The 25,858-nt window shown below is 67.7% G+C and carries 26 protein-coding genes; 13 read left to right on the plus strand and 13 right to left on the minus strand.

The features are described from left to right. Window positions 1–17: 17 nt before the first annotated feature. Window positions 18–653, minus strand: coding sequence for a PspA-associated protein PspAB (gene pspAB / locus RJT48_RS01630; RefSeq protein WP_311170485.1), 636 nt, complete (start codon window positions 651–653; stop codon window positions 18–20). A gap of 44 nt (window positions 654–697) precedes the next feature. After that, entirely contained in the window at window positions 698–1,564 is an 867-nt protein-coding gene (gene htpX, locus RJT48_RS01635; RefSeq protein ID WP_311170486.1) for a zinc metalloprotease HtpX, read from the minus strand. Between the two features lie 106 nt (window positions 1,565–1,670). Here htpX and RJT48_RS01640 point away from each other — a divergent pair, with 106 nt between their 5' ends. Next, window positions 1,671–2,804 (plus strand): 60S ribosomal export protein NMD3, encoded by a 1,134-nt coding sequence (locus tag RJT48_RS01640; RefSeq protein WP_311170487.1) that lies wholly within the window; start codon window positions 1,671–1,673, stop codon window positions 2,802–2,804. 115 nt (window positions 2,805–2,919) lie between these two features. Here RJT48_RS01640 and RJT48_RS01645 read toward each other — a convergent pair whose 3' ends face one another. From RJT48_RS01645 to rnz, 5 genes are all read right to left on the minus strand, one after another. After that, window positions 2,920–3,093, minus strand: coding sequence for a DUF7317 family protein (locus tag RJT48_RS01645; protein ID WP_311170488.1), 174 nt, complete (start codon window positions 3,091–3,093; stop codon window positions 2,920–2,922). A gap of 229 nt (window positions 3,094–3,322) precedes the next feature. After that, on the minus strand, window positions 3,323–5,302 hold the full coding sequence (locus tag RJT48_RS01650) for a DUF460 domain-containing protein (protein ID WP_311170489.1): 1,980 nt from the start codon (window positions 5,300–5,302) through the stop codon (window positions 3,323–3,325). Window positions 5,303–5,381: 79 nt separating this feature from the next. Further along, complete coding sequence (locus RJT48_RS01655; RefSeq protein ID WP_311170490.1) at window positions 5,382–5,954, minus strand: rhomboid family intramembrane serine protease; 573 nt, start codon at window positions 5,952–5,954, stop codon at window positions 5,382–5,384. Window positions 5,955–6,041: 87 nt separating this feature from the next. Continuing rightward, window positions 6,042–7,946, minus strand: a complete 1,905-nt coding sequence (locus RJT48_RS01660) for an ABC transporter ATP-binding protein (RefSeq protein WP_311170491.1) — start codon at window positions 7,944–7,946, stop codon at window positions 6,042–6,044. A gap of 150 nt (window positions 7,947–8,096) precedes the next feature. Next, window positions 8,097–9,026 (minus strand): ribonuclease Z, encoded by a 930-nt coding sequence (rnz, locus tag RJT48_RS01665; RefSeq protein ID WP_311170838.1) that lies wholly within the window; start codon window positions 9,024–9,026, stop codon window positions 8,097–8,099. Window positions 9,027–9,165: 139 nt separating this feature from the next. Here rnz and RJT48_RS01670 point away from each other — a divergent pair, with 139 nt between their 5' ends. The 5 genes from RJT48_RS01670 (at window position 9,166) to RJT48_RS01690 (ending at window position 13,241) form a co-directional block, all read left to right on the plus strand. Further along, window positions 9,166–9,663: an SHOCT domain-containing protein gene (locus tag RJT48_RS01670; RefSeq protein WP_311170492.1), complete on the plus strand. Its 498-nt coding sequence runs from the start codon at window positions 9,166–9,168 to the stop codon at window positions 9,661–9,663. Window positions 9,664–9,851: 188 nt separating this feature from the next. After that, a complete protein-coding gene (locus tag RJT48_RS01675; RefSeq protein ID WP_311170493.1) occupies window positions 9,852–10,946 on the plus strand; it encodes an AAA family ATPase in 1,095 nt (364 codons plus the stop codon). A gap of 1 nt (window position 10,947) precedes the next feature. Beyond that, window positions 10,948–11,553, plus strand: coding sequence for a protein sorting system archaetidylserine decarboxylase (locus RJT48_RS01680; RefSeq protein ID WP_311170494.1), 606 nt, complete (start codon window positions 10,948–10,950; stop codon window positions 11,551–11,553). A gap of 113 nt (window positions 11,554–11,666) precedes the next feature. Further along, window positions 11,667–12,092 carry a hypothetical protein gene (locus RJT48_RS01685; protein ID WP_311170495.1) on the plus strand — a complete coding sequence of 142 codons (426 nt, stop codon included), beginning with the start codon at window positions 11,667–11,669 and terminating at the stop codon, window positions 12,090–12,092. Between the two features lie 57 nt (window positions 12,093–12,149). After that, window positions 12,150–13,241 (plus strand): molybdopterin-dependent oxidoreductase, encoded by a 1,092-nt coding sequence (locus RJT48_RS01690; RefSeq protein ID WP_311170496.1) that lies wholly within the window; start codon window positions 12,150–12,152, stop codon window positions 13,239–13,241. Between the two features lie 28 nt (window positions 13,242–13,269). On the opposite strand, the gene RJT48_RS01695 is transcribed toward RJT48_RS01690, so the two are convergent. Beyond that, entirely contained in the window at window positions 13,270–14,310 is a 1,041-nt protein-coding gene (locus tag RJT48_RS01695; RefSeq protein WP_345784728.1) for a methyltransferase domain-containing protein, read from the minus strand. 149 nt (window positions 14,311–14,459) lie between these two features. Between RJT48_RS01695 and RJT48_RS01700 the strand changes: the two genes are divergently transcribed. Both RJT48_RS01700 and RJT48_RS01705 read left to right on the plus strand, forming a co-directional pair. After that, window positions 14,460–15,023 (plus strand): TATA-box-binding protein, encoded by a 564-nt coding sequence (locus tag RJT48_RS01700; protein WP_311170498.1) that lies wholly within the window; start codon window positions 14,460–14,462, stop codon window positions 15,021–15,023. Window positions 15,024–15,054: 31 nt separating this feature from the next. Then, entirely contained in the window at window positions 15,055–15,441 is a 387-nt protein-coding gene (locus RJT48_RS01705; RefSeq protein ID WP_425604688.1) for a DUF7473 family protein, read from the plus strand. 174 nt (window positions 15,442–15,615) lie between these two features. Here the strand turns inward: RJT48_RS01705 and hisG are convergent, their stop codons facing one another. Continuing rightward, entirely contained in the window at window positions 15,616–16,461 is an 846-nt protein-coding gene (gene hisG / locus RJT48_RS01710) for an ATP phosphoribosyltransferase (RefSeq protein WP_311170499.1), read from the minus strand. A gap of 147 nt (window positions 16,462–16,608) precedes the next feature. Between hisG and hisB the strand changes: the two genes are divergently transcribed. Beyond that, complete coding sequence (gene hisB, locus RJT48_RS01715) at window positions 16,609–17,229, plus strand: imidazoleglycerol-phosphate dehydratase HisB (RefSeq protein ID WP_311170840.1); 621 nt, start codon at window positions 16,609–16,611, stop codon at window positions 17,227–17,229. An 18-nt stretch (window positions 17,230–17,247) separates the two neighbouring features. On the opposite strand, the gene RJT48_RS01720 is transcribed toward hisB, so the two are convergent. Both RJT48_RS01720 and RJT48_RS01725 read right to left on the minus strand, forming a co-directional pair. Continuing rightward, entirely contained in the window at window positions 17,248–18,063 is an 816-nt protein-coding gene (locus RJT48_RS01720) for a hypothetical protein (RefSeq protein ID WP_311170500.1), read from the minus strand. Window positions 18,064–18,139: 76 nt separating this feature from the next. Further along, window positions 18,140–18,931: a sulfurtransferase gene (locus tag RJT48_RS01725; RefSeq protein ID WP_311170501.1), complete on the minus strand. Its 792-nt coding sequence runs from the start codon at window positions 18,929–18,931 to the stop codon at window positions 18,140–18,142. Window positions 18,932–19,182: 251 nt separating this feature from the next. Here RJT48_RS01725 and RJT48_RS01730 point away from each other — a divergent pair, with 251 nt between their 5' ends. Beyond that, on the plus strand, window positions 19,183–20,049 hold the full coding sequence (locus RJT48_RS01730) for a sulfurtransferase (protein WP_311170502.1): 867 nt from the start codon (window positions 19,183–19,185) through the stop codon (window positions 20,047–20,049). Window positions 20,050–20,167: 118 nt separating this feature from the next. Here RJT48_RS01730 and RJT48_RS01735 read toward each other — a convergent pair whose 3' ends face one another. Next, entirely contained in the window at window positions 20,168–21,733 is a 1,566-nt protein-coding gene (locus RJT48_RS01735; protein WP_311170503.1) for a stage II sporulation protein M, read from the minus strand. Between the two features lie 115 nt (window positions 21,734–21,848). On the opposite strand from RJT48_RS01735, the gene RJT48_RS01740 reads away from it, so the two are divergent. Further along, window positions 21,849–22,469 (plus strand): transcription antitermination protein, encoded by a 621-nt coding sequence (locus RJT48_RS01740; RefSeq protein ID WP_311170504.1) that lies wholly within the window; start codon window positions 21,849–21,851, stop codon window positions 22,467–22,469. A gap of 207 nt (window positions 22,470–22,676) precedes the next feature. On the opposite strand, the gene RJT48_RS01745 is transcribed toward RJT48_RS01740, so the two are convergent. Next, window positions 22,677–22,946 carry a DUF7553 family protein gene (locus RJT48_RS01745; RefSeq protein WP_311170505.1) on the minus strand — a complete coding sequence of 90 codons (270 nt, stop codon included), beginning with the start codon at window positions 22,944–22,946 and terminating at the stop codon, window positions 22,677–22,679. A 246-nt stretch (window positions 22,947–23,192) separates the two neighbouring features. Here RJT48_RS01745 and RJT48_RS01750 point away from each other — a divergent pair, with 246 nt between their 5' ends. Both RJT48_RS01750 and uvrB read left to right on the plus strand, forming a co-directional pair. Beyond that, on the plus strand, window positions 23,193–23,393 hold the full coding sequence (locus tag RJT48_RS01750) for a hypothetical protein (RefSeq protein WP_311170506.1): 201 nt from the start codon (window positions 23,193–23,195) through the stop codon (window positions 23,391–23,393). 276 nt (window positions 23,394–23,669) lie between these two features. Then, a complete protein-coding gene (uvrB, locus tag RJT48_RS01755; RefSeq protein ID WP_311170507.1) occupies window positions 23,670–25,784 on the plus strand; it encodes an excinuclease ABC subunit UvrB in 2,115 nt (704 codons plus the stop codon). The last annotated feature ends 74 nt before the right edge of the window (window positions 25,785–25,858 follow it).

Genomic DNA, 25,858 nt, shown 5'->3' on the forward strand with positions numbered 1-25,858 from the left:
GCTGTCCCGTTATCCCGCTACTCCCAGGGATGGCCGCCGGTTGTGTCGGGCCACATCGGGTACCAGTAGGACTCGTCGTCCTCGACCCCGAGTTCGCCGTCGAGCACCGACTCCAGTTTGAACTCCAGCCGCTGGTTCCGCTCTTTCCCGCCCGCTGGAGCGAACGGGTAGTACGCACCCCGACGGAACGAGTAGATCCAGTAGGCGCGGTCTCCCCCGTTGCCGCCGCTTGCCCCGTCCTCGTCCTCCTGCTGAAAGCCGAAGACAGCAGCGAGGAGCCGCGAGCCGTAGCCCCGCTCGATGAACTCGTCGGCGGCGAAGTGGATGCTCGTCACCAGGTCCTCGGGGTCGTCGTCGCGGAGGACGACCCACTCCCAGCCGTGGCTGTCCTCGCGGACGTCGAAGGTGGTGCCGGTCTCCTCCTCGCCGGCCCGGAGGATCGTCTCGACGTCCTCGACGGTCTCGTCGAAGTCGGTGCTGTCGACGCCGGAGAAACACAGCGCGGCCGCGTCGACGGGACGGAAGCCGAGGTCGGCCTCCATCGTGACGTACGCGGTACTCATCCCGAAGAGGTCCTCGGGGTCGGCGTCGCGCGTCGCGTCCGCCTCGGCGCTGGTACCGAGGACGGTCCGGATCGTGTCGAACAGGCCCATCAGCGGCTCCCTCCCGGAGTCGCCGGTACTCGGTGCAGGGGCATTTATTGGGTCTCCATCTCGCGTTCGAGTTCCTGGAGGCGATCGACGCGCGTTTCGGTCGCGGGGTGAGTGCTGAACAGCCGACCGATGAAGTCGCTCTTCAGCGGGACGATGAAGAACGCGTTCATCTCCGACTGCTCGCGGAGGTCCTCCTTCGGGACCCGGTCCATCCGGCCGTCGATCGTCAGAAGCGCCGACGCGAGTGCCGAGGGCTTCCCGGTGATGAGCGCCCCGCCGCGGTCGGCGGCGAACTCCCGGTACCGCGAGAGCGCCCGGATCAGGAAGAAGGAGACGATCCAGACGACAAGCGAGGCGACGATGGCGACGATGATTCCGCCGCCCTGTCGGTTCCGCCCGCCGCCGAACCAAAAGCCCATCCGGACGATCATAAACGCGACCGTCGAGAGAAAGGAGGCGATGGTCATCACCATCACGTCGCGGTTCTTCACGTGGGCGAGTTCGTGAGCGATCACGCCCTCCAGTTCCTCGCGGTCGAGCGTCCGGATGAGTTCGGTCGTCACACACACCGTCGCCTTCTTCTGCGAACGGCCGGCGGCGAAGGCGTTCGGGACCCGCGAGTCGGCGACGGCGACCGTCGGCTTCGGCAGGTCAGCCTGCTGGCTGAGCCGCGAGATCGTCGCGTGAAGCTCCGGATACTCGTCCTCCGAGACCTCCTTTGCGCCCATACTGTAGAGGGCGAGTTTGTCGCTGAAGAAGAACTGCGCGAGGACGAACAGTCCCATCAGCGGCAGGAAGACGAAGGAGTTCGTCTGCCACAGTACCCCCACGAAGACCAGATAGAGGGCGAAGAGCAGGAACATCGTCAGGACCATACGGCCCCTGAGTCCCCAGTCGGGTTTCCAGTCCATACCCGACTTACGAGTTCGGGGTTATAAACGGTGTTGGGGTGCGGAGCGACTCCCACACCCACGCCCCTTCGTCGCGCTTAACCGCCTCGACCGTCTACGACAGCCGATGAGTTCGGGAGACTTCTGCCCGCGCTGTGGGGATCCGATGCCGGAGCGAGCGGACCCGCTCCCGGGGGAACCCCGCGAACGCGACGCTGTCCTCTGCGACGACTGTTACTTCGAGGATTTCGATCTGGTGGACGCGCCCGAGCGGATCGAGGTGCGCGTCTGCTCACAGTGCGGCGCAGTCCACCGGGGGAACCGCTGGGTGGACGTCGGCGCTCGCGACTACACGGACGTCGCCGTCGAGCAGGTGACGGAGGCCCTCGGCGTCCACCTGAACGCGGAGGACGTCCGCTGGGGGGTCGAACCCGAGCAGGTCGACGAGAACACGATTCGGATGCACTGCACCTTCGGCGGCATCGTCCGCGGGACGTTCCGCGAGGAACACGTCACAGTCCCGGTCAAGATCGCCAGACAGACCTGTGACCGCTGCGGCCGCATCGCCGGCGGCTACTACGCCAGTATCGTCCAGATCCGCGCCGACGATCGGACGCCGACCGCCGAGGAGGAACGCCGCGCCGTCGAGATCGCCGACTCGTACGTCGCCGAACGCGAGGACACCGGCGACCGGAACGCGTTCATCTCCGAGACCGTCGAGACCGACGACGGGACCGACATCAAGCTCTCGACGAACCAGATGGGTGGCGGCGTGGCAAAGCGGATCGTCCGTGAACTCGGCGGCCAGGTCAAGGAGTACCCGACGCTGGTGACCGAGGACAGCGACGGCAACGAGGTCTACCGGGTGACCTACGCCGTCCGCCTCCCGAAGTTCACGCCGGGCGACGTCATCGACCCGGACGACGACGAGGGGCCGGTACTGGTCCGGAGCGTGCAGGGTAATCTGAAGGGCGTTCGGCTCACGACCGGCGAGCCCTACGAGGCGTCCTTCGAGGAGGGTGAAGCGCCCGACGCCCGCCGGCTGGGGACCGTCGCGGACGCGACGGAGACGACAGTCGTGACGGTCGAAGACGAGTACGCGATCCAGGTGCTTGACCCAGACACCTACGAGTCGAAGACGATCGCTCGCCCCTCCTACGTCGACGCCGACGCCGATACCGTTCCGGTCCTGAAAAGCCGAGCGGGCCTGCACGTGCTGCCGGCGGACAGTGTCGACAGCGACGACAGCGATCCTGTCTAACTCCGCGGTCCCAACGTCACGAACCCGTCGAAAAACGGTCAATCCGCTCGTGGGTTACAACTGCGGATCTCCCCGAAAACGACCGATCAACCAGTCTGAGCGGCGACCGAACCGATCAGTCGGCCGCCTGCCGCGACCGTTCTTGCGTTTCCCGCACTGCGATCCCGTGCCGTGCGAGCGCCGTGGCGAACGCCTCCTTCGAGCGACCCGCCCGCGACGCCGCCTGTGAGAGCGTCAGTGTTCCGTTCCGGTACAGGGTCATCGCCGTATTCAGCCCGTGGGTATACATTGCGGGACAGCCGGATCAATGCGCTCACCCCTGTTAACTATTGCGTGGTATTCGATCCCAAACAAAAGACGAACATCGAATATCTTGCCCGAAATCAAACTTCTATGGATTACAAACGCACAAACACGCACCCCAATGAACATTCGTTATGGATACGTTGCTCGATCGCAGCCATCCGGCTGACACTCCCACAACTTTCCGCCCATCCTGTCTCCAGAACTGATCGCCGCTAGTCGCCGTCGCCGCGGGTCCCCGCGCGGTGCTCGGAGATGATCTGATCGACCATCGACGCCTTTCGCTCCTTCCGGCGCTCTTCGGCGCGCCGTTCCCAGTCTTCGATCGCGGCCGCGACCTCGGATTCGCGGGCCACGGCGAGTTCGTCGACTTCCTGGATCGTGACGTCCTCGGCGGGGGCGACTGGGATCTCCCGCTCGAAGAGGATCCCATCGGCGACCTCCGAGAGGTCTCCGCCCGACCGGAGGACCACCCGCGGTTCGACCGCCGCCAACCGTTCGGCGGTCGAGCGTCCGGCTCCGGAGGCGTCACGGAGGTAGATCACGTCGCCGGCCGCGAGGCCGTACTGCTCGTCGGCTGTCTCGATCGCATCGCGGGTGAACTGGTCGATCACCTTCACCGGCACGAGGTCGCCGTCGGTGTCGACGTCGGCGAAGTTCGAGTGATCGAGCTTCCATAAGGCCTTCAGCCGTTCGAGTTTCCCGTCGAGTTCCTCGTTTTCGGCCTCCAGATCGTCGACGCGGCGCTGCAGCCGATTGTTCTCGCGTTCGAGCCGCTTGACTTCCCGGCGTTCTCTGGCCTCGCGCCGCTCTTCGCGTTTCGCATCCGAGAGTTTCTCCTCGTACTCCTCGATGGTGGCGTCGCGCTCGTCGATCGTCTCGTTGAGGTCCTCGACGTGTGACTCCAGTCGTTCGACGCGGGTCCGCAGGCGACGGATCTCCGCTTCCTCCTCGGTGAGTTCGCGCTCCTCGTGTTCTTCTCCCGCTTCTTCCTCGCCGTCGTCGTCTTCGAGGTCTCTGAGCACGGCCTCGACGGACTCCTCGCCGGCGACGACCCGGGAGATCACCTTGCCGCGCTCGACGTCCCGCGGCACTTTCTGGGTGATGCGCTCGATCTGGTCCTCGTGGTCGTCGAGCGCGAAAAGCGCCGCCGCGAGCGCGTCCCGCTCGTGGTCGTTCTCGTAGGACGCCTCCCGGGTGCGGTGGAGTTTCTCGTCGATCGGCAGATCCGTGTTCGGCGTCCAGCCCGCTGCGTCGAAGCTCCGACGGAACTTCTCGACGGTCTCGGGCATCGGCGTCACGTCGGCCGCGACGACGATCGGTCGCCCGCGCTCGATGAGCCACTCGATCACGTCGGCGGTGTCGGCGGTCCGCGTCGAGTAGACGTCGAGGACCCGCCCGTCGAGGCCGACGACCGCCGCGGCCGTGGTCGTGCCGGGATCGATCCCGACGACGACGTGATCGCGGCGCTTGACCAGCGGCTCGAACTCGATGCCGTCGCGGCGCTCGCGCTCGATTTCGACCCGCGTGTCGCCCGAGCGGCCGCTCGACACCGGGATGTCGGACGGCGGGGCCTCGACGGTGAAGACGGCGTTCGCGTAGCCGCCGTACTTCTCGGTCACGTCCTTCTCGAAGTCGAGGCCGGCCTGCTGGAGCCGGTCTTCGACCTCCCGCGTCCGGCGCTTGACGGAACCGTGGATCCGCCGGGTGTAGCGGTCCTGGCTCCAGCCGCCCTTGCCGGTCGAGCGCCCCCGCGAGACCTTGACGGTCGTGGTGTCGCCGAACGCCGTCACCTCCTGGCCGACGTTCGCCGCCGCGAGCCGTGCGGCGGCCTCGGCCTCCTCCATCGGCTTCTTGCCGTAGGGGACGCCGTGCCTGGAGGCGACCCGCGAGAGCGGCTCGGGCCGTTCCGCGCCGGTCACCTGTACCAGTTTCGTCGCCGCGGGCAGCGACCGAAGGAAGTGGACGAGTTCGTCCTTGTCGGCCGCCAGTTCGTACATATTGTCGGTCGCGAGCATCGACGGCTCCTCTCGGTCGAGCAGGCGGCGGAGCTTCCGGTGGGAGACGACGTCGCGGTCGAACTGTTCGCCGTCGAAGGCGACGACGGCGTAGGAGGGCGAATCGCCCCGGACGTCGCCGCTCTGGATGTCCACGCCGAAGACGAGGGTGTCGAGTGCGCTCGTCCGGTCGTTCACACCCGCGCTTTGTCGCGTGTAGATATATATGCCACGGGCAGGCCGGGGTGTCGCGGACAGTTGGTCTGTCGCTTCTGGCTCACTTGGGTCGCAGCACGCCCAGACGTCCCGCGACCAGTCCGAGACCGAACCCCGTCGCGTGCGCGACGATCGCGACGCCGGGACCGGCGGTGAGGACGGTGACGACGAGGACGACAGCGACGACCAGTGCGACTCGCGCGCGCCGGCCGAGATCGATCCGGGCGAGGAGTCCGCCCGTGAGAGGGTTGCCCGCGAGTATATAGCCGTACAGCGCGAGGACGGCGCCGCTCGCGCCGAGCACTGCCACCGGCGAGCCGAGCGCGATGCCGACGAGATACTCCGTCACGGCTGCGAGCGCGCCGCTTCCGAGCACGAACCCGTGGAACCGGCGGCGAGTCGTGAACGGTTCGAGCACGAGGCCGACGACGAGGAGCGCGACGGCGTTCGCGAGGAGGTGGCCGAGACTCGCGTGCGCGTAGACGGTCGTAATCAGCGTCCACGGCCGGGCCAGCGGCGTCGCAAGCGCGAACGCTTCCGGACCGACACCGACGAGGCCGGCGAGCCGCTGGAGCAGATAGACGCCGACGAAGAGGAGTAAAAGGTCGACGGTCGGGCGCTTCGGGCGGCGCATACGACATCTGAGGCCGGCACGGACAAAAGCAGGCGGGGATAGGGCGGGGCAGAACCGGTCTGGACTGAAGCGACGCTTCGGCGCGACCTACTGCGCGGTCGCGTCGAGGCTCTCGTCGACCTGTGCGTCCCACAGCGAGGCGTACTCGCCGGACGCCGCGAGCAGTTCCTCGTGGGAGCCGGATTCGATGATCTCGCCGTCGTCTAAGACGACGACCCGGTCGGCGTCGCGGATCGTCGACAGGCGGTGCGCGATGACGAAGGCCGTCCGGTCCTCGATCAGCCGGTCGATGCTCGCTTTGATCCGCTCTTCGGTCTCGGTGTCGACGTCGCTCGTCGCCTCGTCGAAGACGATGATCGCTGGGTCGTTGAGCAGCGCCCGCGCGATCGCGATCCGCTGGCGCTGGCCCCCGGAGAGTTTGATCCCGCGCTCGCCGATCTGGGTGTCGTAGCCGTCCGGGAGGCCGGTGATGAACTCGTCGGCGGCCGCTGCCTCGGCGGCCGCGACGACGCGGTGGCGCTGCGTCGACTCCTCGGCCCGCTCGGCGGCGAGCACCTCGCTGTCGCCGTAGGCGATGTTCTCCGCGACGGTGCCCGAGAAGAGATACGGGTTCTGCTCGACGACGGCGATCTCCTCGCGCAGCGCCTGCAGGTCGTACTCCCGGACGTCGCGACCGTCGACGGTCACGCGCCCCTCGTCGACGTCGTGGAGGCGCGGGACGAGTTTCACGAGCGTCGACTTCCCGGCGCCGGTCGCGCCCGCGAGGCCGATCGTGGCGCCGCTCGGGACGTCAAGCGAGATCGACTGCAGCACCGACTCGCGGTCGTCGTAACTGAACGAGACGTCCTCGAACGCCACGTCGCCGTCGATATGGTCGGGGACGTAGGGGTCCTCGGGCTCGGTGACCGTCGGCTCGCGGCCCAGGAGGCCGAACACCCGCTCGGCGCTGGATTTCGCGAGCTGGTACTTGTTGGCCGAGCGGCCGATCCGCCGCATCGGGGAGTAGAGCCGCCGGAGGTAGAGAAAGAAGGCCGCGAAGGCACCTGTCGAGATCAGCGCGGCCTCCCCGGGCGGCGTGGTGATGATCGCCCGCCCGCCGACGTACAGCACGAGCACGAACACCACGCCGGTCAGGAGCCGGAGCGCGGCGAAGAAGCCCCGCCGGATCCGGAGCGCGGCGACCTTCTCGTCGTGGTACGCCTCGCTCCGGTCGGCGACGCGGTCGTGCTCGAAGGCGTACCGGTTGAACGACTTGACGACGGCGACGCCGCCGAGGTTGTTCTCGAGCCGGGTGTTGAGCCTGGCGACGGTCTCCCGGAGCGACTTGTACCGCGGTTCGATCCACCGGAGGAACAGGACGCTCCCGAGGCCGATGATGGGAACCGGCGCCAGGGCGATCAGCGCGAGCGTCGGGGCGTAGTACCAGAGGATGACCGCGATCCCGCCGACGGTCGCGACCACCCGGATGAGCTGTCGGAACTCCGTGTTGAGGAACTGCTCCAGCCGGTTGATGTCGCTGTTGAGGATAGACATCATCCCGCCGGTCTGGTGGTTCGCGAAGAAGTCCATCGAGAGATGCTGGAGGTGGTCGTAGGTGTCGTTCCGGAGGTCCCGCTGGATCTTCTGTGCGGACGACTGCAACAGGTACCGCGACCCGAACCGGGTCACCGAGCGGAGCAGGTACGCCAGCGCCGCGATGGCGACGAGTCGCTGGAGGAACGCCAAGCGTGCGGCCTCGCCGGTGATCGCCCCGCCAGGGAGGAGCCCCGCCTCGGTCAACAGCCCCGGCTCGGCCGAGCTGAGGACGATCCGATCGATGGTGGTCGCGACGATGATCGGGGGAACGAGTCGGGCAAAGCGCGTGAGGATCGCTGCGAGCACCCCGAGCGTGATCCGCGGCCAGTACGGGCGGGCGTAGCCGAGCAGACTCCGCATCGGGTGGCCGTCGACGGTCTCGCGGACGTCCGCAAAGCCGCCGTCGTCGTCGGTCACGGCGCCGACACCAGCGCAGCCGTGGCTGTTCGATCGCCGATACGGGGGTCGCTCGCAGTCATTCCAGAGATACTCGCATTGACGTGCTGGACTCAGGCAAAGGTGTCGTTTCGGGTGGAGCCGGGGGCCGGCTGCGGTTCCAGCGGGGCGCTACTCCTCGTCGGGATACGGCACCGTCAGTTTCCGGCCGTCGTCAGGGACGAAGGCTTCCTCGCCGCGAAAGCGCCCTTCGGCGTCGCGTTCGATCGGGCTGGCGTCGCCGGCGTACCGCGATGAGACGTGGACGAGCGCGAGCCGCTTTGCGCCGGCGCGGTTCCCGATCTCGGCGGCCTCGCGGCCGGTCGAGTGGCCGGTCCCGCGCGCCCGCTCGGCCCACTCCGAGGCGAAGGTGGCGTCGTGGACGAGGAGATCCGGTTCCTCGGCGGCCTCGACGGTCGCGTCGACCGGGCGGGTGTCACCGGTGTAGACGAACCGCCGACCGGGTCGGGGGTCGCCGACGACCTGCTCCGGGCGGACGACCGTCCCGTCGTCGAGTTCGACGGCCTCGCCGTCGTGGAGTCGGCCGAACTTCGGGCCGACCGGGACGCCCAGTTCCTCGGCCTTCTCGCGGTCGAAGCGCCCCCGCCTGTCGTCTTCGACGAGCGCGTAGCCCACCGAACTGACGTTCCGGTGGTCGGTCGGGAACGTCCGGACCTCGTAGCCGTCGGCGTCCAGCGCGACGTTCCCCGGGCGGATTTCGTTGATCGTCAGCGGGAACGACGGCCGGTAGCCGCCGGCTTCCACGAGGTCCCGCAAGTGCCGTTTCGATCCCGGCGGGCCGTGGATCGCGAGCGGCGCCTCGCGGTCGTTGAAATCGAGGGTCTGGATCAGCCCCGGAATCCCGAGGACGTGGTCGCCGTGGAGGTGCGTGACGAACAGATGCGAGACCGAAAAGCCGGTGCCGAACCGCATCATCTGCCGCTGGGTGCCCTCGCCGCAGTCGAACAGCAGCCGCTCGCCTTCCCGTTCGAGGAACAGCGCACTCGGCCCCCGTTCGGTCGTCGGGACGGCCCCGCCAGTCCCGAGAAACGTCACGCGCATCGACATACCGTCCCTCGGGGGCGGCGTGGTAAACCCGTGTCGGATCGGGCGGCAGTGGTCGAGCGATCGGGTCGAACTGCGTGACGTTTTCCGCCGCACCAGCGGACGATTTTTCACACTGCCAGCGGATTTCCTGCGTATGGACGACCGCCGGACTGAGGGACGTCGGTGGAACGCGGTTCCCGCCGACTCCGACGATCGAGTCGTCGCCGCCACCGCGCTTGTGGTTCTCGGCGCGGGGCTCGGGTCGCTTTTCGGGGTCCCGCTGCTTGCCGCCGTCGACTTCTGGCTGATCTTCGTCATCGGGTACGCTGTCGTGGTCCCGCTCGTGTCGCTGTTCCGGGGACGGCGCTCGCGAGACGGGCGGGTGGAGCGACCGGGACGCGATAGCGAGACGGAGGGACAGCACGCGGCGGAGGGCTCTGCGGGTGAGGATGTTGATTCCGCGCTGTCGCGACTCCGCGAGCGCTACGCGAGCGGCGAACTCTCCGAGGAACAGTTCGAGCGGAAACTCGAAGCCCTGCTGGAGACTGAAACACCGGAGGACGCCCGCGAACGGATCGAGCGATCGAAACGGAGCGAGCGGTCGACGGAATCCGCCCACGCCGAACGGGAATCTGAGATCGATCGCACCTGACATTCCCCCGACGGCGAGTCGGTGCTTCTCTTCCATCCGGCGAGTCGATGCCTGCCCTCCATCCGGCGAATCGACGTCTCCCCTCCATCCGGCGAATCGACGTCTCCCCTCCATCTAGCGAGGCGGCGCCCGTGTCGACCGAGTCCAGAGGGGGAGTTTCTTACCCCCCCGACGACTACTCGCGTTCGATGGACGCGCCCCTGTGGACCGAGACGCACGCGCCCTCCCTTTCGGACCTGCCCCAGACGGAGGTCCGCGAACGGCTGGCTCGCACCGTCGACGAACCGATGAACCTCGTCGTCCAGGGTCCGGCGGGTGTCGGAAAGACCGCCGCCGTCCGCGCGTTGGCGAGGGAAGCCCACGAGGACCCCGACGCAGATCTGATCGAAATCAACGTCGCGGACTTCTTCAGTCGGACCAAAAAGGAGATCCGCGAGGACCCGCGCTTTTCGCGGTTCCTGCAGGGCCAAACCGCGTTCTCGAAGCAGTACCGCCGCGGCGGCAAGGGCAACAAGTACAAACGCGACTGGTCGAAGCGCGATATGGTCTCGCACGTGATGCAGGAGCTCTCCTCCTACAAGCCCGCCTCGGGGGCGTACAAGACGGTGCTTCTGGACAACGCCGAGACCATCCGCGAGGACTTCCAGCAGGCGCTCCGCCGGGTGATGGAGCAGTACCACCGCAACACCCAGTTCGTGATCGCCACCAGACAGCCCTCGAAACTCATCCCGCCGATCCGGTCGCGGTGCTTCCCCGTGCCGGTCCGTGCGCCCACCACAGACGAGATCGAGACCGTGCTCGCCGATGTTGCGACCGCCGAGGACGTCGAAGCAGAGCCGCTGGCGCTGAACCTCATCGCGTCGAAGGCCGGCGGCGACCTCCGCTATGCGGTGCTCGCCGCCCAGCACGCGTCGATCGAGGGCGACGGCGAGATCACCGTCGACGCCGCGGAGGCGGCACTCTCGGATGCGGGCCACGACGACGCGCTGAAGTCGGTGCTCGACGCTGCGGCCGCGGGCGAGATCCGCGACGCCCGCAAGGAGGTGACGACGCTGCTGGACGACGAGGGGTTCGGCGGCGAGGAACTGCTCGCGGAACTGCTGCGCGTCGCCGACACCTACCCCGAGGAGTTCGGCGAGGCGAACCTGATCCGCCTGCACCGCCTCGCCGGCGAGGCCGACCACAACCTCGCAGAAGGCAACGACGGCCGCCTCCACATCACGCATCTACTGACCGCCTGGGCGGCCGGGGAGTCCGAACTCGCCGCGGAGGCGTTCGCCTGAGATGCGCTTTGCGCCCGGCGCGCGGCGCTTTGCGATCCCGGCGTTTGCGGCCGCCGCGGTCCTCGCCGTCGTCGCGCCCCCGCTTGGCGTCGTCGCGCTCGCCGTCGGCGGCTTCGTCGCGTGGTTCTTCCGCGATCCCGAGCGCCGGCCGTCGGGGCCGGGCGTGGTCTCGCCCGCCGACGGCCGCGTCTCGGTCGTCCGTGAGGAGGGCGAACAGGTCCGCGTGGGCGTGTTCATGAACGTGACCGACGTCCACGTGAACCGCGCGCCGCTGTCCGGCCGGGTCGAGCGCGTGACTCACCGATCGGGCGCCCATCGACCGGCGTTCTCGAAGGACTCCGAGCGCAACGAGCGCGTCGACATCGACGTTGCGACCGCCGAGGGGCCGGCCGAAGTCTCGCTGATCGCCGGCGCGTTCGCGCGGCGCATCCACCCCTACGTCGAGGCGGGCGCGGACCTCACGCGGGCCCAGCGGATCGGCCACATCGACTTCGGGTCGCGGGCGGACGTCCTGTTGCCGCCGTCGTACGATCGCGAAGACCTTCTCGTCGCGGAGGGAGACACCGTCCGGGCGGGCGAGTCGATCCTGGCCGTAGTAGACCGGTAGCCGTCTGCCCCATTGCACCCGCGAACGCCACCCGTCAGTACGGTGTGGTGAGCGGGGGCGACTGACGCTACTCTTTTGCTCGAATCCGTCGTAGCATCACCGGGACCCGACAGATGACACTCTCATCGCTCCCGTCGATCCGCCCCTCCGTGCTCACGTACCCGCTCGCCCTGTGGCTCCTGATGGCTGTCGTCGCCGTCGCAAACGGCGTCTTCCGGGAACTCGTCTTGATCCCGCGAATCGGCGAGTACGCGGGCCACGTCGTCAGCACCGCGCTGCTGGTCGGAGCGATCCTGCTCGTCGCCGGGGTCTACTTCGGAAGAACGCCGATCGAATACACGCGGGCCGAACTCCTCCTCGTCGGCGCCGTCTGGACGGTACTCACGGTCGGCTTCGAGTTTCTCGTCGGCTATCTGGAGGGGACGCCGGTGAGCGAAACGCTCGCGCAGTACGACGTGCTCGCGGGGCAGGTGTGGATCCTCGTTCCGCTAACGCTGCTTTTCGCGCCGCTTCTCTTCGGCTGGGTCCTCGGGAAGTAGCGACGAACGGCCCCTGCAGCCGCAACGTTTCTTGCCGTGTGATTCTGTGACATAGATATGAGGTCCGGACCGGTCGCGTCACTCCGGCGGGCGCTCGCTGCCGTCGAGCCGTCCCCCCGGCTCGTCGACTGGTCGCTGCTCGCGGTCGTCCTCCTCGAAACCGGGACCGGGCTTTACTCGTTCACCGTCGCCGCTCCGTCGGGATGGTCCGTCTTCTGGCTGCACCGGATCCTCGGCGTGACGTTCGTGGCGCTCCTGGGGTTCAAACTCGCCCGAGTTCGGCACCGACTCACCCGACGGGAACACTGGCAGGCGTCGACGCTCGTATCGGTGCTCACGCTGCTTGCCACGCTCGGAGCGCTCGCGACGGGGGTCACCTGGGTATTCGGACTCGACGTCCGACTCGCCTACTGGACGCTTCTGAGCGTGCACGTCGGCTTCGGGCTGGTGCTGGTGCCGCTGGTGGCCTGGCACCTCTCCTCGCGCGCTCGCCTCCCGGATCGGGACGATTTCCACCGGCGGCGGACGACGATCAAATACGCGGGGCTGCTTGTCGGCGGCGCCCTGACGTATCGGGGACAGGAACTTGCCAACCGCGTCCTCGACACCCCCGGTGAGGACCGTCGGTTCACCGGCTCACAGCCGCGCGAGGGATCCGGGAACGGCAGCTTTCCGGTCACTTCCTGGGTCGCCGACGATCCCGAACCGATCGACCGGTCGACGTGGACGCTGACCGTCGCCGGCGAGGTTGGGTCCCCGCTCGAACTTTCCCTCGACGCACTCGGGCCCGACAGCAGCGAGGAAGCACTCTTAGACTGTACGAGCGGCTGGTACACCGTCCAGCGGTGGCGCGGCCTCCGCGTCGGTGACTTACTCGACGCCGCGGACGTCGCCGAGGAGGGTCGGTTCGTTCGGTTCGTCTCCGTGACGGGGTATCGCTGGTCGCTGCCGATCGAGGAGGCCCGCGAGGCGCTTCTGGCGACGCACGTCGGCGACGAGCGACTCAGCCACGGCCACGGTGCGCCGCTGCGACTCGTGGCGCCCGGTCGGCGGGGCTTCCAGTGGGTGAAGTGGGTTCACCGCGTCGAGGTCCGCCGCCGGGACGACCCGGCGCAGTGGCTCGTGACGTTGATCAGCGGATTCGAGTGATCGGGCTCCGGCTGCCGGAGCCGCGGCGCTACTCCCGTACCAGCACGTGAACGTGCCGGACGAGCGAGCCGTGCACCCGCCGTTCGAACCGCGCTTCGACCGTCCACCCGGCGTCGCTCGCCGCGGTCGACCAGTCCCGGTCGCCGACGAGGACGCAGCTCGGGGCGACGCGTGCGGCCTCCGCGAGTGCGCCCCCGACGAGGTCGGCCAGTTCGTGACCGGCGATCTTCGACTGCCGGCCGTAGGGCGCGTCGAAGACCACCGCGTCCGCTGCGTCGTCAGTAAAGGGGAGGTCGGTGGCGTCGCCGCGGACGACGTCCCAGCGGGTCTCCGGCAGGTAGTACGCGAGGTTCTCCGTCGTCCCGCGGGCCATCTTCCACTGGGCATCGGAGCCGACCGCCCGCGCGCCGACGAGGCCCGCCTCGATGAGGAGGCCGCCGGTCCCGCACATCGGATCGAGGACGGTCGTGTCCGGGGGTATCGGCCCAGCGGCAGTTGTATTTCGGAGCCCCGGCCCGGCGGCAGTCGTCGTTGTAAGCGCCGGGCCGGCAGCGAGGTTCACATACGCACGGGCGTCCCGTGGCGCCATACTTCCGGGCTGGAAGAACGGGCGGTCCGTCGGGGCACGCGAGCCGAATGACGTGTCGCGCTCGGCGACCGTCCACCCGAGGAGACAGGTATCGTCGGCGAAGCACGCCCGGAGTTCGTGGTCGGGATCGTCGAGGTCGACAGAGAACCCCCGATCGACGAGCACGCTGCCGAGTTCGCGCTCGGCCGCCGCGGTGCTCACGTCCGCGGTCGACCGGACGTTTCGCGCCCGGACCGCGACCGATCCCGTCCGATCGATCGACGCGGCCGAAAGCGTCGCGACCGCGCTCGACACGGCGGCGTCGGTGCGTCCGACGAGTTCCGCGGCGCGCCGCGTGTACGCGAGCGTCGGCACGCGGTCGGCGTGGATGCCTCGGGCCGTCGCCAGTCCCGGGGCGACGCGTGTCACGGCCGAGGCGGCCGCCCGCTCGGCTTCGAGGGCGGCGAACGCCTCGTCGGCCGCTTCCCCGCCGAGTTCCAGACAGTACACGTCCGGTTCTCGCTCGGGGTGTAAATCAGCGTGTCGCCTCGGGGCCGAGTGCCGAACGACATCCGGTCCCGCCCTCGTTCAGTCCCCCGAAACCGCGCACCAATCTTTTTAAACCTTAAATACGTCGTTTAAGTCGATTCATGAGCGACCCCAAGGACACGATCAACATCGAGAACGTCGTCGCCTCCACCGGGATCGGCCAGGAACTCGACCTCCAGAGCGTTGCGATGGATCTCGAAGGCGCCGACTACGACCCCGAGCAGTTCCCTGGCCTCGTCTACCGGACACAGGAGCCGAAATCCGCGGCGCTCATCTTCCGGTCGGGAAAGATCGTCTGCACCGGCGCCAAATCCACGGACGACGTTCACGAGAGCCTCCACATCGTCTTCGAGAAACTCCGCGACCTGCAGATTCCCGTCGACGACGACCCCGAGATCACGGTCCAGAACATCGTCACCTCTGCGGACCTGGGCCGAAATCTCAACCTCAACGCCATCGCCATCGGCCTCGGTCTGGAGAACATCGAGTACGAACCCGAGCAGTTCCCGGGTCTGGTCTACCGCCTCGAGGAACCGTCCGTGGTCGCGCTGCTCTTCGGTTCGGGGAAGCTCGTCATCACCGGCGGTAAAGAACCCGACGACGCCCGCGAGGCCGTCGACGTCATCGTCTCCAGACTGGACGACCTCGGCCTGTTAGAGGACTGAGGCCCGCCTGATACGCTCTCTACCCTTCCTGATGACGCTCCCGCTCCAATCGACTGCCGCCGGTAGCCCCCTCGCGATCGCCGGCACGTTCGCCTCGTTTGCGCTCTTCCTGTCGATCACCGCCCACATCGCCGCCCGGAACGTCCTCGGCGACGTCCCCGTCCGCAACGCGTTCGTCGTCGGACCGGTCCCGGCCGCGATCAGCGTCCTCGTCGCGACGTTCGCCCGCGACAGTTCAGCGATTCTCTTCGCCGGGCTCGTCGTCGCGCTCGTCCTCGATGGGGCCGCCATCCGTGCCCTCTACAGCGAGTCGACCCGCCTTTCGGCGTACATCACTGTCATCCACTTCGTCGTCAGCGTCATCCTCGGGACGATCGTCTTCGGGATTCTCGCGCTCGCCGGGAGCGCGCCCGGGTAGTCGGGGGCGGCTGGAGAGCCGAAGTTGCTGGAGAGCTCAAGGGGCTGGAGAGCCGAAGTTGCTGGAGAGCTCAAGGGGCTGGAGAGCCGAGGGCGCACCCGGAAAGCCGGGGGTGACCAGTCGCTCTCCGGCGACTGTCTCGTCGCTGCTTCCGGGGCGTCCGCGGCGCCGGCGCTACTCGACGAGCCGTTCGATCTCGGTGACGAGAATGCCGGAGGCGCCGATCTCCTTTAGATCGTTGACGACCTCGAAGACGTCCTGTTCGTCGACCACCACGTGGACCGCGACGGTGTCGTCGCCTGCGACGTCCATCACCGTCGGGCCGTCGAGCCCCGGGATGACCTCGCGCACGTCGTCGAGGCGGTCCCGCGGGACGTTCAGCATCACGTAGCGCTTGTCGGTGGCATCGAGGACCGACTCGAAGGCGGTCACGAGCTGCTGGACCTTCGGATCGTCGACGTGGTCGGGGTGGGCGTAGAGCCGCACCGACGAGGAGAGCACCTCGTCGATCACCGCCAGACGGTTCATCCGGAGGGTCGTCCCGGTCGAGGTGATGTCGACGATCGCGTCGGCCATCTCGACGTGCGGGGTCAGTTCCGTCGCGCCAGTCACCTCCACGACGTCGGCGTCGATCCCCTCGTCTTCGAGGTACTGCCGGGTGATCTCCGGGAACTCCGTCCCGACGCTGCCGCCAGCGAGGTCCGCCGGCTCCGTGATCTCGCCGCCCTCGGGCGCTGCGAGGACGAGGCGGCAGCGCCCGAACTCCAGGTCCACGAGTTCGACCAGATCGCGGCCGGACTCGACGACCTGATCGCGGCCGGTGATCCCGACGGCTGCGGCGCCGTCCCAGATGTACTCGGGGATGTCGGCCGCGCGGGCGAACAGCACGGTCACCTCCGGATCGACCGTGTCGGCGTAGAGCTTCCGGTCGGCGGCGCTTTCGAGGTGCAGTCCGGCCCGTTCGAGGAGGTCGACGCTCGGATCGTGCAGGCGGCCCTTGTTGGGGACGGCAATGCGCATACTCGGATGTCGCGCGCCCGCGACGTACCACTTTCGCTCGCGTCTCGGTGGCGAGAGCAGCGGCGAGGGCGATTCGTCGGCGCCACGAGGCACAACGGTGATAGGGCAGCGCATCGATTCGCCGGTATGACCGACGCCGACGAGGAGATGGATGGCGGGGAGGCGACCGCCGGCGACGCCGACGCAGCGCGCACTGCGGCCGTCTCCCGCGAGACCGCCGAGACGACGATCGACCTGACGCTCGCGATCGACGGCGACGGCGAGGCCGAAGTCGAGACGGGGATCGGCTTCTTCGACCACATGCTCGAATCGTTCGCAAAGCACGGCCTGTTCGATCTGACCGTGCGCTGCGACGGGGACCTCGGGATCGACGACCACCACACAGTCGAGGACGTCGCGATCGTCCTCGGGGAGGCCTTCGCGGCGGCGCTCGGCGACAAGCGCGGCATCGTCCGCTACGCCGACCGGCAGGTCCCCCTCGACGAGGCGGTCGCGGGCGTCGTCGTCGACGTCAGCGGCCGTCCGCACTTCGCGTTCGACGGGGAGTTCTCCCAGCCGACGATCGGCGAGTTCACCAGCGATATGGCGCGGCACTTCGCGTACTCGCTTTCGATGAACGCCGGCCTGACGCTGCATACGGAGGTCTCGGGAGCCAACGCCCACCACGAGGTCGAGGCGCTGTTCAAGGCGCTCGCGCGGTCGCTCGACGATGCCACGCGCGTCGATCCGCGCCGGAGCGACACCCCGAGTACCAAAGGCGAGCTGTGACCCTCACTCGGCCCGCCGCTACGGCGTTCTGAGCGTCGTCCCGTCGTCGACGATCAGGTCACGGTCGACGGCGTAGGCGAGAATCCGGTCGATGTGCGCCTCCTCCAGTTCGTACGCGCTTTCTGCGAGTTCGACGATCTCCGCCCGATCGACCGGGGACTCGCGGTTTCCGAGCAATCGCATTACGGTCCTGAAATCCTCGGGCTTGTCATCGGTCGCGGTATCGGCCGTAGATGGGGCATCGTTCACTGTTCCGTCTGAGGGGGCCGCCGCCTCGGTGCTGTCTTCGTCGCCGTCGGCCGTTCCCGCTGCTGCAGACGCTGAGGGGCCGTCGTCTGCGGATTCCGACGGTGCGTTCGTGTCTGGAGCGGCAGCTTCGGTGGGGGTCGAAATCGACCCTGTTCCGTCCTCCAACCGCTCTGTGCCCTCTGCAGCCGCCGCCTCCTCGGGAGAGGCGTCGTCGGGCTCCCCGGGGGCGCTCTCGGAGCCGTCCGACGGGAGCGACCGGCGGTCTCCCGTGAAATCTGCGTCGAGTTCGTTCGGGGATTCTCTGTCCGCCGGGGATTCGGGCGCCTCCGCCGCTTTTTGTGACGTCGACGCCGGCTCCGAGCGAGCGGGGTCGGCGTTCGCGTCCGGTCGGTCCCCGCCCTGGTCGACCCCCAGCCGGGCGAGCAGCGGGTCCAGCGTCCGTTCGAGGGTCCCGGCGCAGCTCCCACAGAGGGCGAGCCGTCGCTGTTCGGCCTCGGTCGGCGACAGTTCCGGAGGGATCACCTCGTAGACGCCCGCGGCCTCGTCGCCGCAGAAATCGCAGGAGCGGAGTTGACGCATCGGCATATCCGACTGTCCACGGGCGCGCTGATAAAACCAAGCCTGACGGCGCCGGTCGCCTGCGTGGCGCCGACGCACCGCATCAGCCGCTTTCTTCGGTCTCGATGGGACCGCCGCGTTCCGTCCACTCGGTCAGGCTCCCCTCGTAGAAGCCGACGTCCTCGTAGCCGAGCGACCGCAGGACGACGTAGGTGTGGCTGATCCGGCGGGCGGTGTTGCAGTAGAGGATCACCCGCGTGTCGGGCGTCACGCCGACGTCCGAAAGCAGGGCTTCGAGGTCCGCTTCGGACTTCAGCCCCCGCGTGTCGTCGTCGACGAGGTCGCGCCAGTCGAGGTGGACCGCGCCGGGGAGGTGTCCCTCCGCGAACTCCCGGGCCTCGCGGGTGTCGACGACGGTAACTTCCGGATCGTCGATCGCCGACAGTACCGTCTCGTAGTCCACGAGCGGCGAGTGGTCGGGTTCTCGGACCTCGTAGTCGGTCTCCGACGGCGACGGCACGTCAGTCGTCGTCTCGTACTCCTGGTTCCAGGCGCTATAGTCGCCGTCGAGCAGGTGGAGTCGGTCCGGCGGGTGCCCGTACAGTTCCGCGGTCACCAGAAACCGGGCGGCGAAGACGCCGTGGGTGTCGTCGTAGGCGACGATGTCGTCATCCGGTCCGACGCCCGCCGCCGAGAGCAGCGACTCCCAGGCCGCCGCGCCGGGGAGCATCCCCTCGTCGCCCGCCTCGCTGCGGAACTTCTCGAACGGCACGTTCACCGCGCCGGGTACGTGGCCGATCCCGTCGAACTCCCAGGCGTCGCGGACGTCGATCACTCGCACCTCGTCGAGTCGATCCGCTAGCCACTCGGCGGCGACGACGACGTTCTCGTTCATACATTCCAGTTTCGGCGTGAGACTCTTCAACGTGATTGATTCGCCCCGGAGCGGCCGCGTCAAAGAAAGGGGAAATCCTTGCCAGCGCAATCGGCCGGCAGCCGGTCGTCGATGCCCCTGGGGAGGTCGCGCCGCTCACGCGACCTGTCACGTTCGATTGATGCGGCAAAAATATCTGGATAGTGGGAGGATGGGCAGGACACGCCGTAGTTGTGAAGACTATAGGGGTGGGGGTTCTATAGGGATATGCAATGACAGACGACGGTTACGCCAAAGACGTGCTCGTCTCCCCGGAGTGGGTAGAGGAGCGACTCGACGAGTTCGAAAGCGACGACCCCGCCCACCGACTGGTGGAGGTCGACGTCGACACCGAAGCGTACGACGAGAGTCACGCTCCCGGTGCGATCGGCTTCAACTGGGAGACACAGCTCCAGGATCAGACGACCCGCGACATCCTCGACAAGGAGGACTTCGAGGACCTCCTCGGGAGCCACGGCATCTCCGAGGACTCGACGGTCGTGCTGTACGGCGACAACTCCAACTGGTTCGCCGCCTACACCTACTGGCAGTTCAAGTACTACGGCCACGACGACGTGCGCCTCCTGAACGGCGGTCGCGACTACTGGATCGACAACGACTACCCGACGACCGACGAGGTCCCCTCCTTCTCCGCGGTCGAGTACGCCGCGAAGGGCCCATTCGAGTCCATCCGGGCGTACCGTGACGACGTCGAACACGCCGTCGGCGAGGGCCTGCCGCTCGTCGACGTCCGCTCGCCCGAGGAGTTCAGCGGCGAGATCCTCGCCCCGCCGGGACTGCAGGAGACGGCCCAGCGCGGCGGCCACATTCCGGGTGCGGAGAACATCTCCTGGGCGGCGACCGTCAACGACGACGGGACGTTCAAGTCCGCCGAGGAACTCCGTGAGCTCTACGCGGACCAGGGCATCGACGGCTCGGAGACGACCGTCGCCTACTGCCGCATCGGCGAGCGCTCCTCGATCGCGTGGTTCGCGCTCCACGAACTGCTCGGCTACGACGAAGTCGTCAACTACGACGGCTCCTGGACCGAGTGGGGCAACCTCGTCGGTGCGCCGGTCGAGACCGGCAGCGGCGAGTAACAGCCGATAGCGCGGCCGAAGATTCCCTTTCTTTTTGGACCGACGAGGGGCGAAAACCGGGGTTTTCGACCTGCAGACCCCTTCGGGCCGTCCCTGTCGTCGGCGACGAGAACGACTTTCACCCGCCGATGACGACTCCAGCGATCGCCGGGGTGAGAAACGCCTCGACGAACGCCGCGAGGACGAACACCGGCGCGAGCCCCAGGAGCACACGGTACGCGCGCCGGATCGCCGCAGCGAGGGCGTCGGTGTCGTGTCGCCCCCGCGCTGTGCCGACAGCGACGCCGCCCAGGTGAAGCCCGAGCGCCCCGCCGACGACCAAGGCTGGGACTTCGACGACCCCGTGCGGCGCGACGAGGGCAGCGAACGCGACGGGATCGAACACGCCGCCGACGGCGCCCACGAGCAGGCCGTTGAACGCGAGACTCACCACCGCGGGAATCCCGGCGGCGAGGCCGCTGTACGTCAGGTCGATCGCGACGAGCCAGTTGTTCACCGCGATGTTCGCAAACGGCCCGACCGGGACCTGTCCGAAGATACCCGTGACGTCCCCGCTCGCCGGAAACGTCACTCCGAGGGTTCCCGTCGCGGTCCACCCGACGGCGCCGCCAGCGAGGAGGACGGCGAGCGACACGAGGTGCGCCGCCGGATGCGACCGGACGAACCCGCCGAGGGCGCCGAGTCCGCTGCCGAACGCCGTCCGCAACCGCTCACCGATCGGCGTCCGCTCGGACTCCGGAAGCGACGGAAGCGACGTCTCGGCGTACAGCGAGGTCTTGAACCCGTCGACGACCGGCGGCAGGACCACCACGCCGAGCAGCGCCGAGACGCGCGCGGTCCCGGCCGCCGCGGCCGCCCCGCCGACTGTTCCCGAGACGACGAGCGCGGCGATCGCGACGGCGACGTACCCGAGGACGGCGATCGGGCGACGGAACGGGAACCTGACGCTGCGGCCGATCGCCGCGAACGCGCCGACGTCGTCGACGACGATCGCCTGGTCGGCGAACGCGAAGAGCACGAAGATGACGGCGACGACGAGCAGTGTCACCAGCAGGCCGAGGACGGCGGCCACGATGCCGAGCACCGTCGCGGCTCCGGGTGGGCCGCCAGCAGCCGCCGCGGTCGGATCGATCGGTCCCGAGTAGCCGGCGACGGCGACGACGACAGCGACGACGGGAACGATGACGACGCCGAGCGTAGCGAAGAGCAGGAGTCGAACGACGAGGAACGCCCGCCAGTGGCGCCGTGCACCGTCGACCGCCGCACAGACACCGTCGTCGTCGCGGAGGATCCCGACGATCGCACTGATCGCCGCGGCGTTACCGATCGCAGAAACGACTAGCGCGAGCGCGACTGAGAGCACGCCGCCGACGGCGACGAGCGCTACCGTCTCCGGCGTCAGGAGGTTCGTCAGCGCGTCACTGAGTCCGGGAAAGACCGATTCGAGGTCGGTGGGGTCGGGATCTGTCGGGCCCGCCCCGGACTCGACCTCGCGGAGGACGTCCACGAGCGGATCGAGCCGTCCGCCGACCGCCAGGAGCCAGAGGGCGAGTGCTCCGGCGAGGAAAAGCGGCACGCGCGCGATGCCGTAGAGTCCATTCGCGAGCAGATACACCGGGATCACCGACGCCGAGCGCTCCCAGAGGAATCGGACGCCGGTCTGGAGGGCCGTCGCGGGGTTCACAGTCGGCGGTATCGCGTGGGCGCAGCAAAGAGATTGGGGACCGCTCCGTCGCTGTCAACGGACCGGCCGCTCACGTGTCGATGCCTACAAACGATCCGCCGGCCAATGGAGCGGTATGAACGGCACCGACCTCGCGGCGGCACTGCGCGACGACCACGAAACCGCGTTCTCGCGGCTCGGCTCCTCGAAATCGATGTACGCGCTCACGGACGGCGAAATGGAGAGCGAAGGCGTCCGCGCCGCGGCGGCGACCGATGCGCTTGCGCTCGCGGCCGTGCTCGACGACTGGGTGGAGGCGCCGGACGACGGCGACGCGACCGACGCGCTGTTCGGCGACCTCGCCGAAGCCGCTCGGGAGCACGCAGCCGACGTTGCCGACGACCCCACACGCGGCGAAGACCCACAGCAGTACGACGCCCTCGCCGGGTTCGAGTCCGCCCCCGCCCGCCTCGGCGGCCTGCTCGGCCGGTATCTCGTCACGCTCGAGTACGCCGGCCAGATGGTCGGCTTCTTCGTCGGCGACGCCGATCCGATGGCCGCCGACGACTTCCGGGGGCTCCGCTCGGATCTCGAAGCCGAGCGGGACCGGGTCGTCGACGCGCTCGAGGCGGTCTGCGAGAGCGACGACGACTGGACCGCCGCCCGCGAGGCCGCCGACGCGGTGATCGAGGCTGCCTACGACGAGTACGTCGCGACGCTCGAATCGATGGGAATCAAGCCGAAGAACGTCTGCTGATCTGCACGGCAAAACCGTTCCATTCTCCGCTACCGTATCGGATGTGAACAATTCACAATCTCCACCTGAAACGGAGGGGTTACGGGGCTGGGACCGCGAAATCGCCGACGCGCGTCCGCCAAGCGTCATACTGATCACTCTCACATTTCACCACCGAGCGTCACCTATGTTGACGGCGCTCGGGGGAAGATACGAGCGTAATCAGAATCAGACGCCCTCGACGCCCTCGCGGTACGTCGAGAGCTTCGATCGGGCGTCGCGGACCGCTTCTTCGGCGTCTCCGTCCGTCTCCTCGGCGAGTTCGGCGAGCGCGTTGGAGTGGCGCGCCAGTCGGCCGTGGTCCGGCCCCTCGTCGCGCGCCGCGAGGGTCGCGATATCGTCCGACTGGTCGTAGATCCGCTGCTGGACGTCGCCGCTCGTCGCTTCCGCGGCAGCTCGGAGTCGGTCGCTGGCTTCTTCGAGGAGTTCTCTGGACATACCTACGGCTACGCGCAGCCGGGCAAAAAACGCTTGGCACTTCCCGGTTGGCACTGTTTGGGTTGTGCGCGTAGAGTGCGGTTGTCGTATAGTGTCGGCGGAAACTGGTGCTCCAGTCGCTCGCCGCCCTGCGAGCGGACAGGCGTCTCAGGACTTCCTCCGACAGTATAGCTCATCCCGTCGGACGCTCTTGTCTTGACACTCGAACGGTAAAGGCCAAATGTCGCTCTCCCGTACTATCGACCAATGAGCGAACCAAAAGACACGGACACGAGGCGAAAAATATCCGTTGCAGTTGTAGATAACAGCCACGCGAACGAGATCCCGGACAATATCGACTCTGAACTATATACGACAACGAGACCGGAGTCATCGTTAGTTGAGTTTACGGCTGACCCTGACGGGGAGCTGGCAGAGGCACTCAGGCGGAACGGGTTCGACATGTGAACTAATCCACTGGTGATCGCTTGTTCTGTTGAGTTGTCCCGTGAACGCCCCCGAGAATCCCTTCGAGTTGGTCGAACTCCCGCCGGTCGGCACGCACTTAGACTCTCACGGCGGATTCAGCTGCGAGAACGCGAAAAAGGAGTTCTGTGACGCCCTGACGGCTTGACTGAACACGGTCCCTCGGTTGCCCCGTCTCGAACAGACGGGCGATACGCGTTGCCGCCGCATCCCGCCCGACCGACCGCCTCAAGTGCGTGTGCACCCAACGACGCGTCGATGAGCGATACCTCCGGATCGGGCCCGCTGTCGCCGGACAGACCCGCGGCAGACCGGGCGTTCCGCGTCGACGCCCCGTTCGACCCCGCGGGCGACCAGCCCGAGGCGATCGAACAGCTCGCCGCGGGCTTCGAGTCGGGAATGGACAAACAGACCCTCCTGGGCGTCACCGGCTCGGGGAAGACCAACGCCGTCTCGTGGGTCGTCGAGGAACTGCAACAGCCCACGCTCGTGATCGCCCACAACAAGACGCTCGCCGCGCAACTGTACGAGGAGTTCCGGGAGCTGTTCCCGGATAATGCAGTAGAATATTTTGTATCCTACTACGACTACTACCAGCCGGAGGCCTACGTCGAGCAGACCGACACCTACATCGACAAGGATATGTCGATCAACGAGGAGATCGACCGGCTCAGACACTCCGCGACGCGCTCGTTGCTCACCCGTGACGACGTCATCGTCGTCGCCTCCGTCTCGGCGATCTACGGGCTCGGCGACCCGGCGAACTACACGGAGATGGCGCTCCGCGTCGAACTCGGGGATCGGCTCGACCGCGACGAACTCCTGGCGCGGCTCGTCGACCTGAACTACGAGCGCAACGACGTCGACTTCCAGCAGGGCACGTTCCGGGTCCGCGGCGACACCGTCGAGGTCTACCCGATGTACGGCCGCTACGCCGTCCGAATCGAGTTCTGGGGCGACGAGATCGACCGGCTGACGAAGCTCGACCCGCTGACCGGCGAGGTCGTCTCCGAGGAGCCCGCCGCCCTGATCCACCCCGCGGAGCACTACTCGATCCCCGACGAGAAACTGGAGACCGCGATCGGCGAGATCGAGGAGCTGATGGACGAACGCGTCACGTACTTCGAGCGGCAGGGCGACCTCGTCGCCGCCCAGCGCATCGAGGAGCGCACGACCTTCGACATCGAGATGCTGCGGGAGACCGGCTACTGCTCGGGGATCGAGAACTACTCGGTGCATATGTCCGACCGAGAGCCCGGCGAGCCGCCCTATACGCTCCTGGATTACTTCCCGGACGACTTCCTCACCGTCGTCGACGAGTCCCACCAGACGCTCCCGCAGATCCGCGGGCAGTTCGCGGGCGACAAATCCCGCAAGGACTCGCTGGTCGAGAACGGCTTCCGGCTCCCGACGGCCTACGACAACCGCCCGCTGACGTTCGAGGAGTTCGGGGAGAAGACCGACCGGACGCTGTACGTCTCGGCGACGCCCGGCGACTACGAGCGGGAGCACTCCGAGCAGATCGTCGAACAGATCGTCCGGCCGACGCACCTGGTCGACCCGGCGATAGAGGTCGCCGACGCGACCGGCCAGGTCGACGACCTCCTCGATCGGATCGACGATCGGATCGACCGCGAGGAACGGGTGCTCGTGACGACGCTCACAAAGCGGATGGCCGAGGACCTCACCGAGTTCTTAGAGGAGTCCGGCGTCGACGTCGCGTATATGCACGACGAGACAGACACCTTAGAGCGGCACGAACTGATCCGGGATCTGCGACTCGGCACGATCGACGTCCTCGTCGGCATCAACCTCCTCCGGGAGGGGCTGGACATCCCGGAGGTCTCGCTCGTGGCGATCCTCGACGCCGATCAGGAGGGCTTTCTCCGCTCGGAGACGACGCTGGTGCAGACGATGGGGCGGGCCGCCCGCAACGTGGAGGGCGAGGTCGTCCTCTACGCCGACGAGACCACCGACGCGATGCAGTCGGCGATCGAGGAGACGCGGCGCCGCCGTCGGATTCAGCGGGAGTACAACGAGGAACACGGCTACGAGCCGAAGACGATCGAGAAGGCGGTCGGCGAGACGAACCTCCCCGGCAGCGGCGAGCGCAGCGAGCGATCGCCGACCGACGAACCGACTGACGAGGACGAGGCGCGCGAGCAGATCGCCTACCTCGAAGACCGGATGGAGGAGGCCGCAGAGAACCTCGAATTCGAACTCGCGGCCGACATCCGGGACCGGATCCGCGACCTCAGGCGGGAGTTCGGCATCGAGGACGGCAGCGAGCGCGACGACGAGGGCGTTGATCCCGGTGTCGACCCGCTCGACGGTGTGCCGGTCGAAGAGGATGATCTCGGGGATCTCGACTAGACCCGATATACGTCAGCCTGATCACTTTTTCCGCTCTTCACCATCTTATAAATAGACGCGCCGACGAATAGTCC

The sequence above is a fragment of the Halobellus ordinarius genome, assembly GCF_031823395.1.
In the GTDB taxonomy this organism is placed as follows: domain Archaea; phylum Halobacteriota; class Halobacteria; order Halobacteriales; family Haloferacaceae; genus Haloquadratum; species Haloquadratum ordinarius.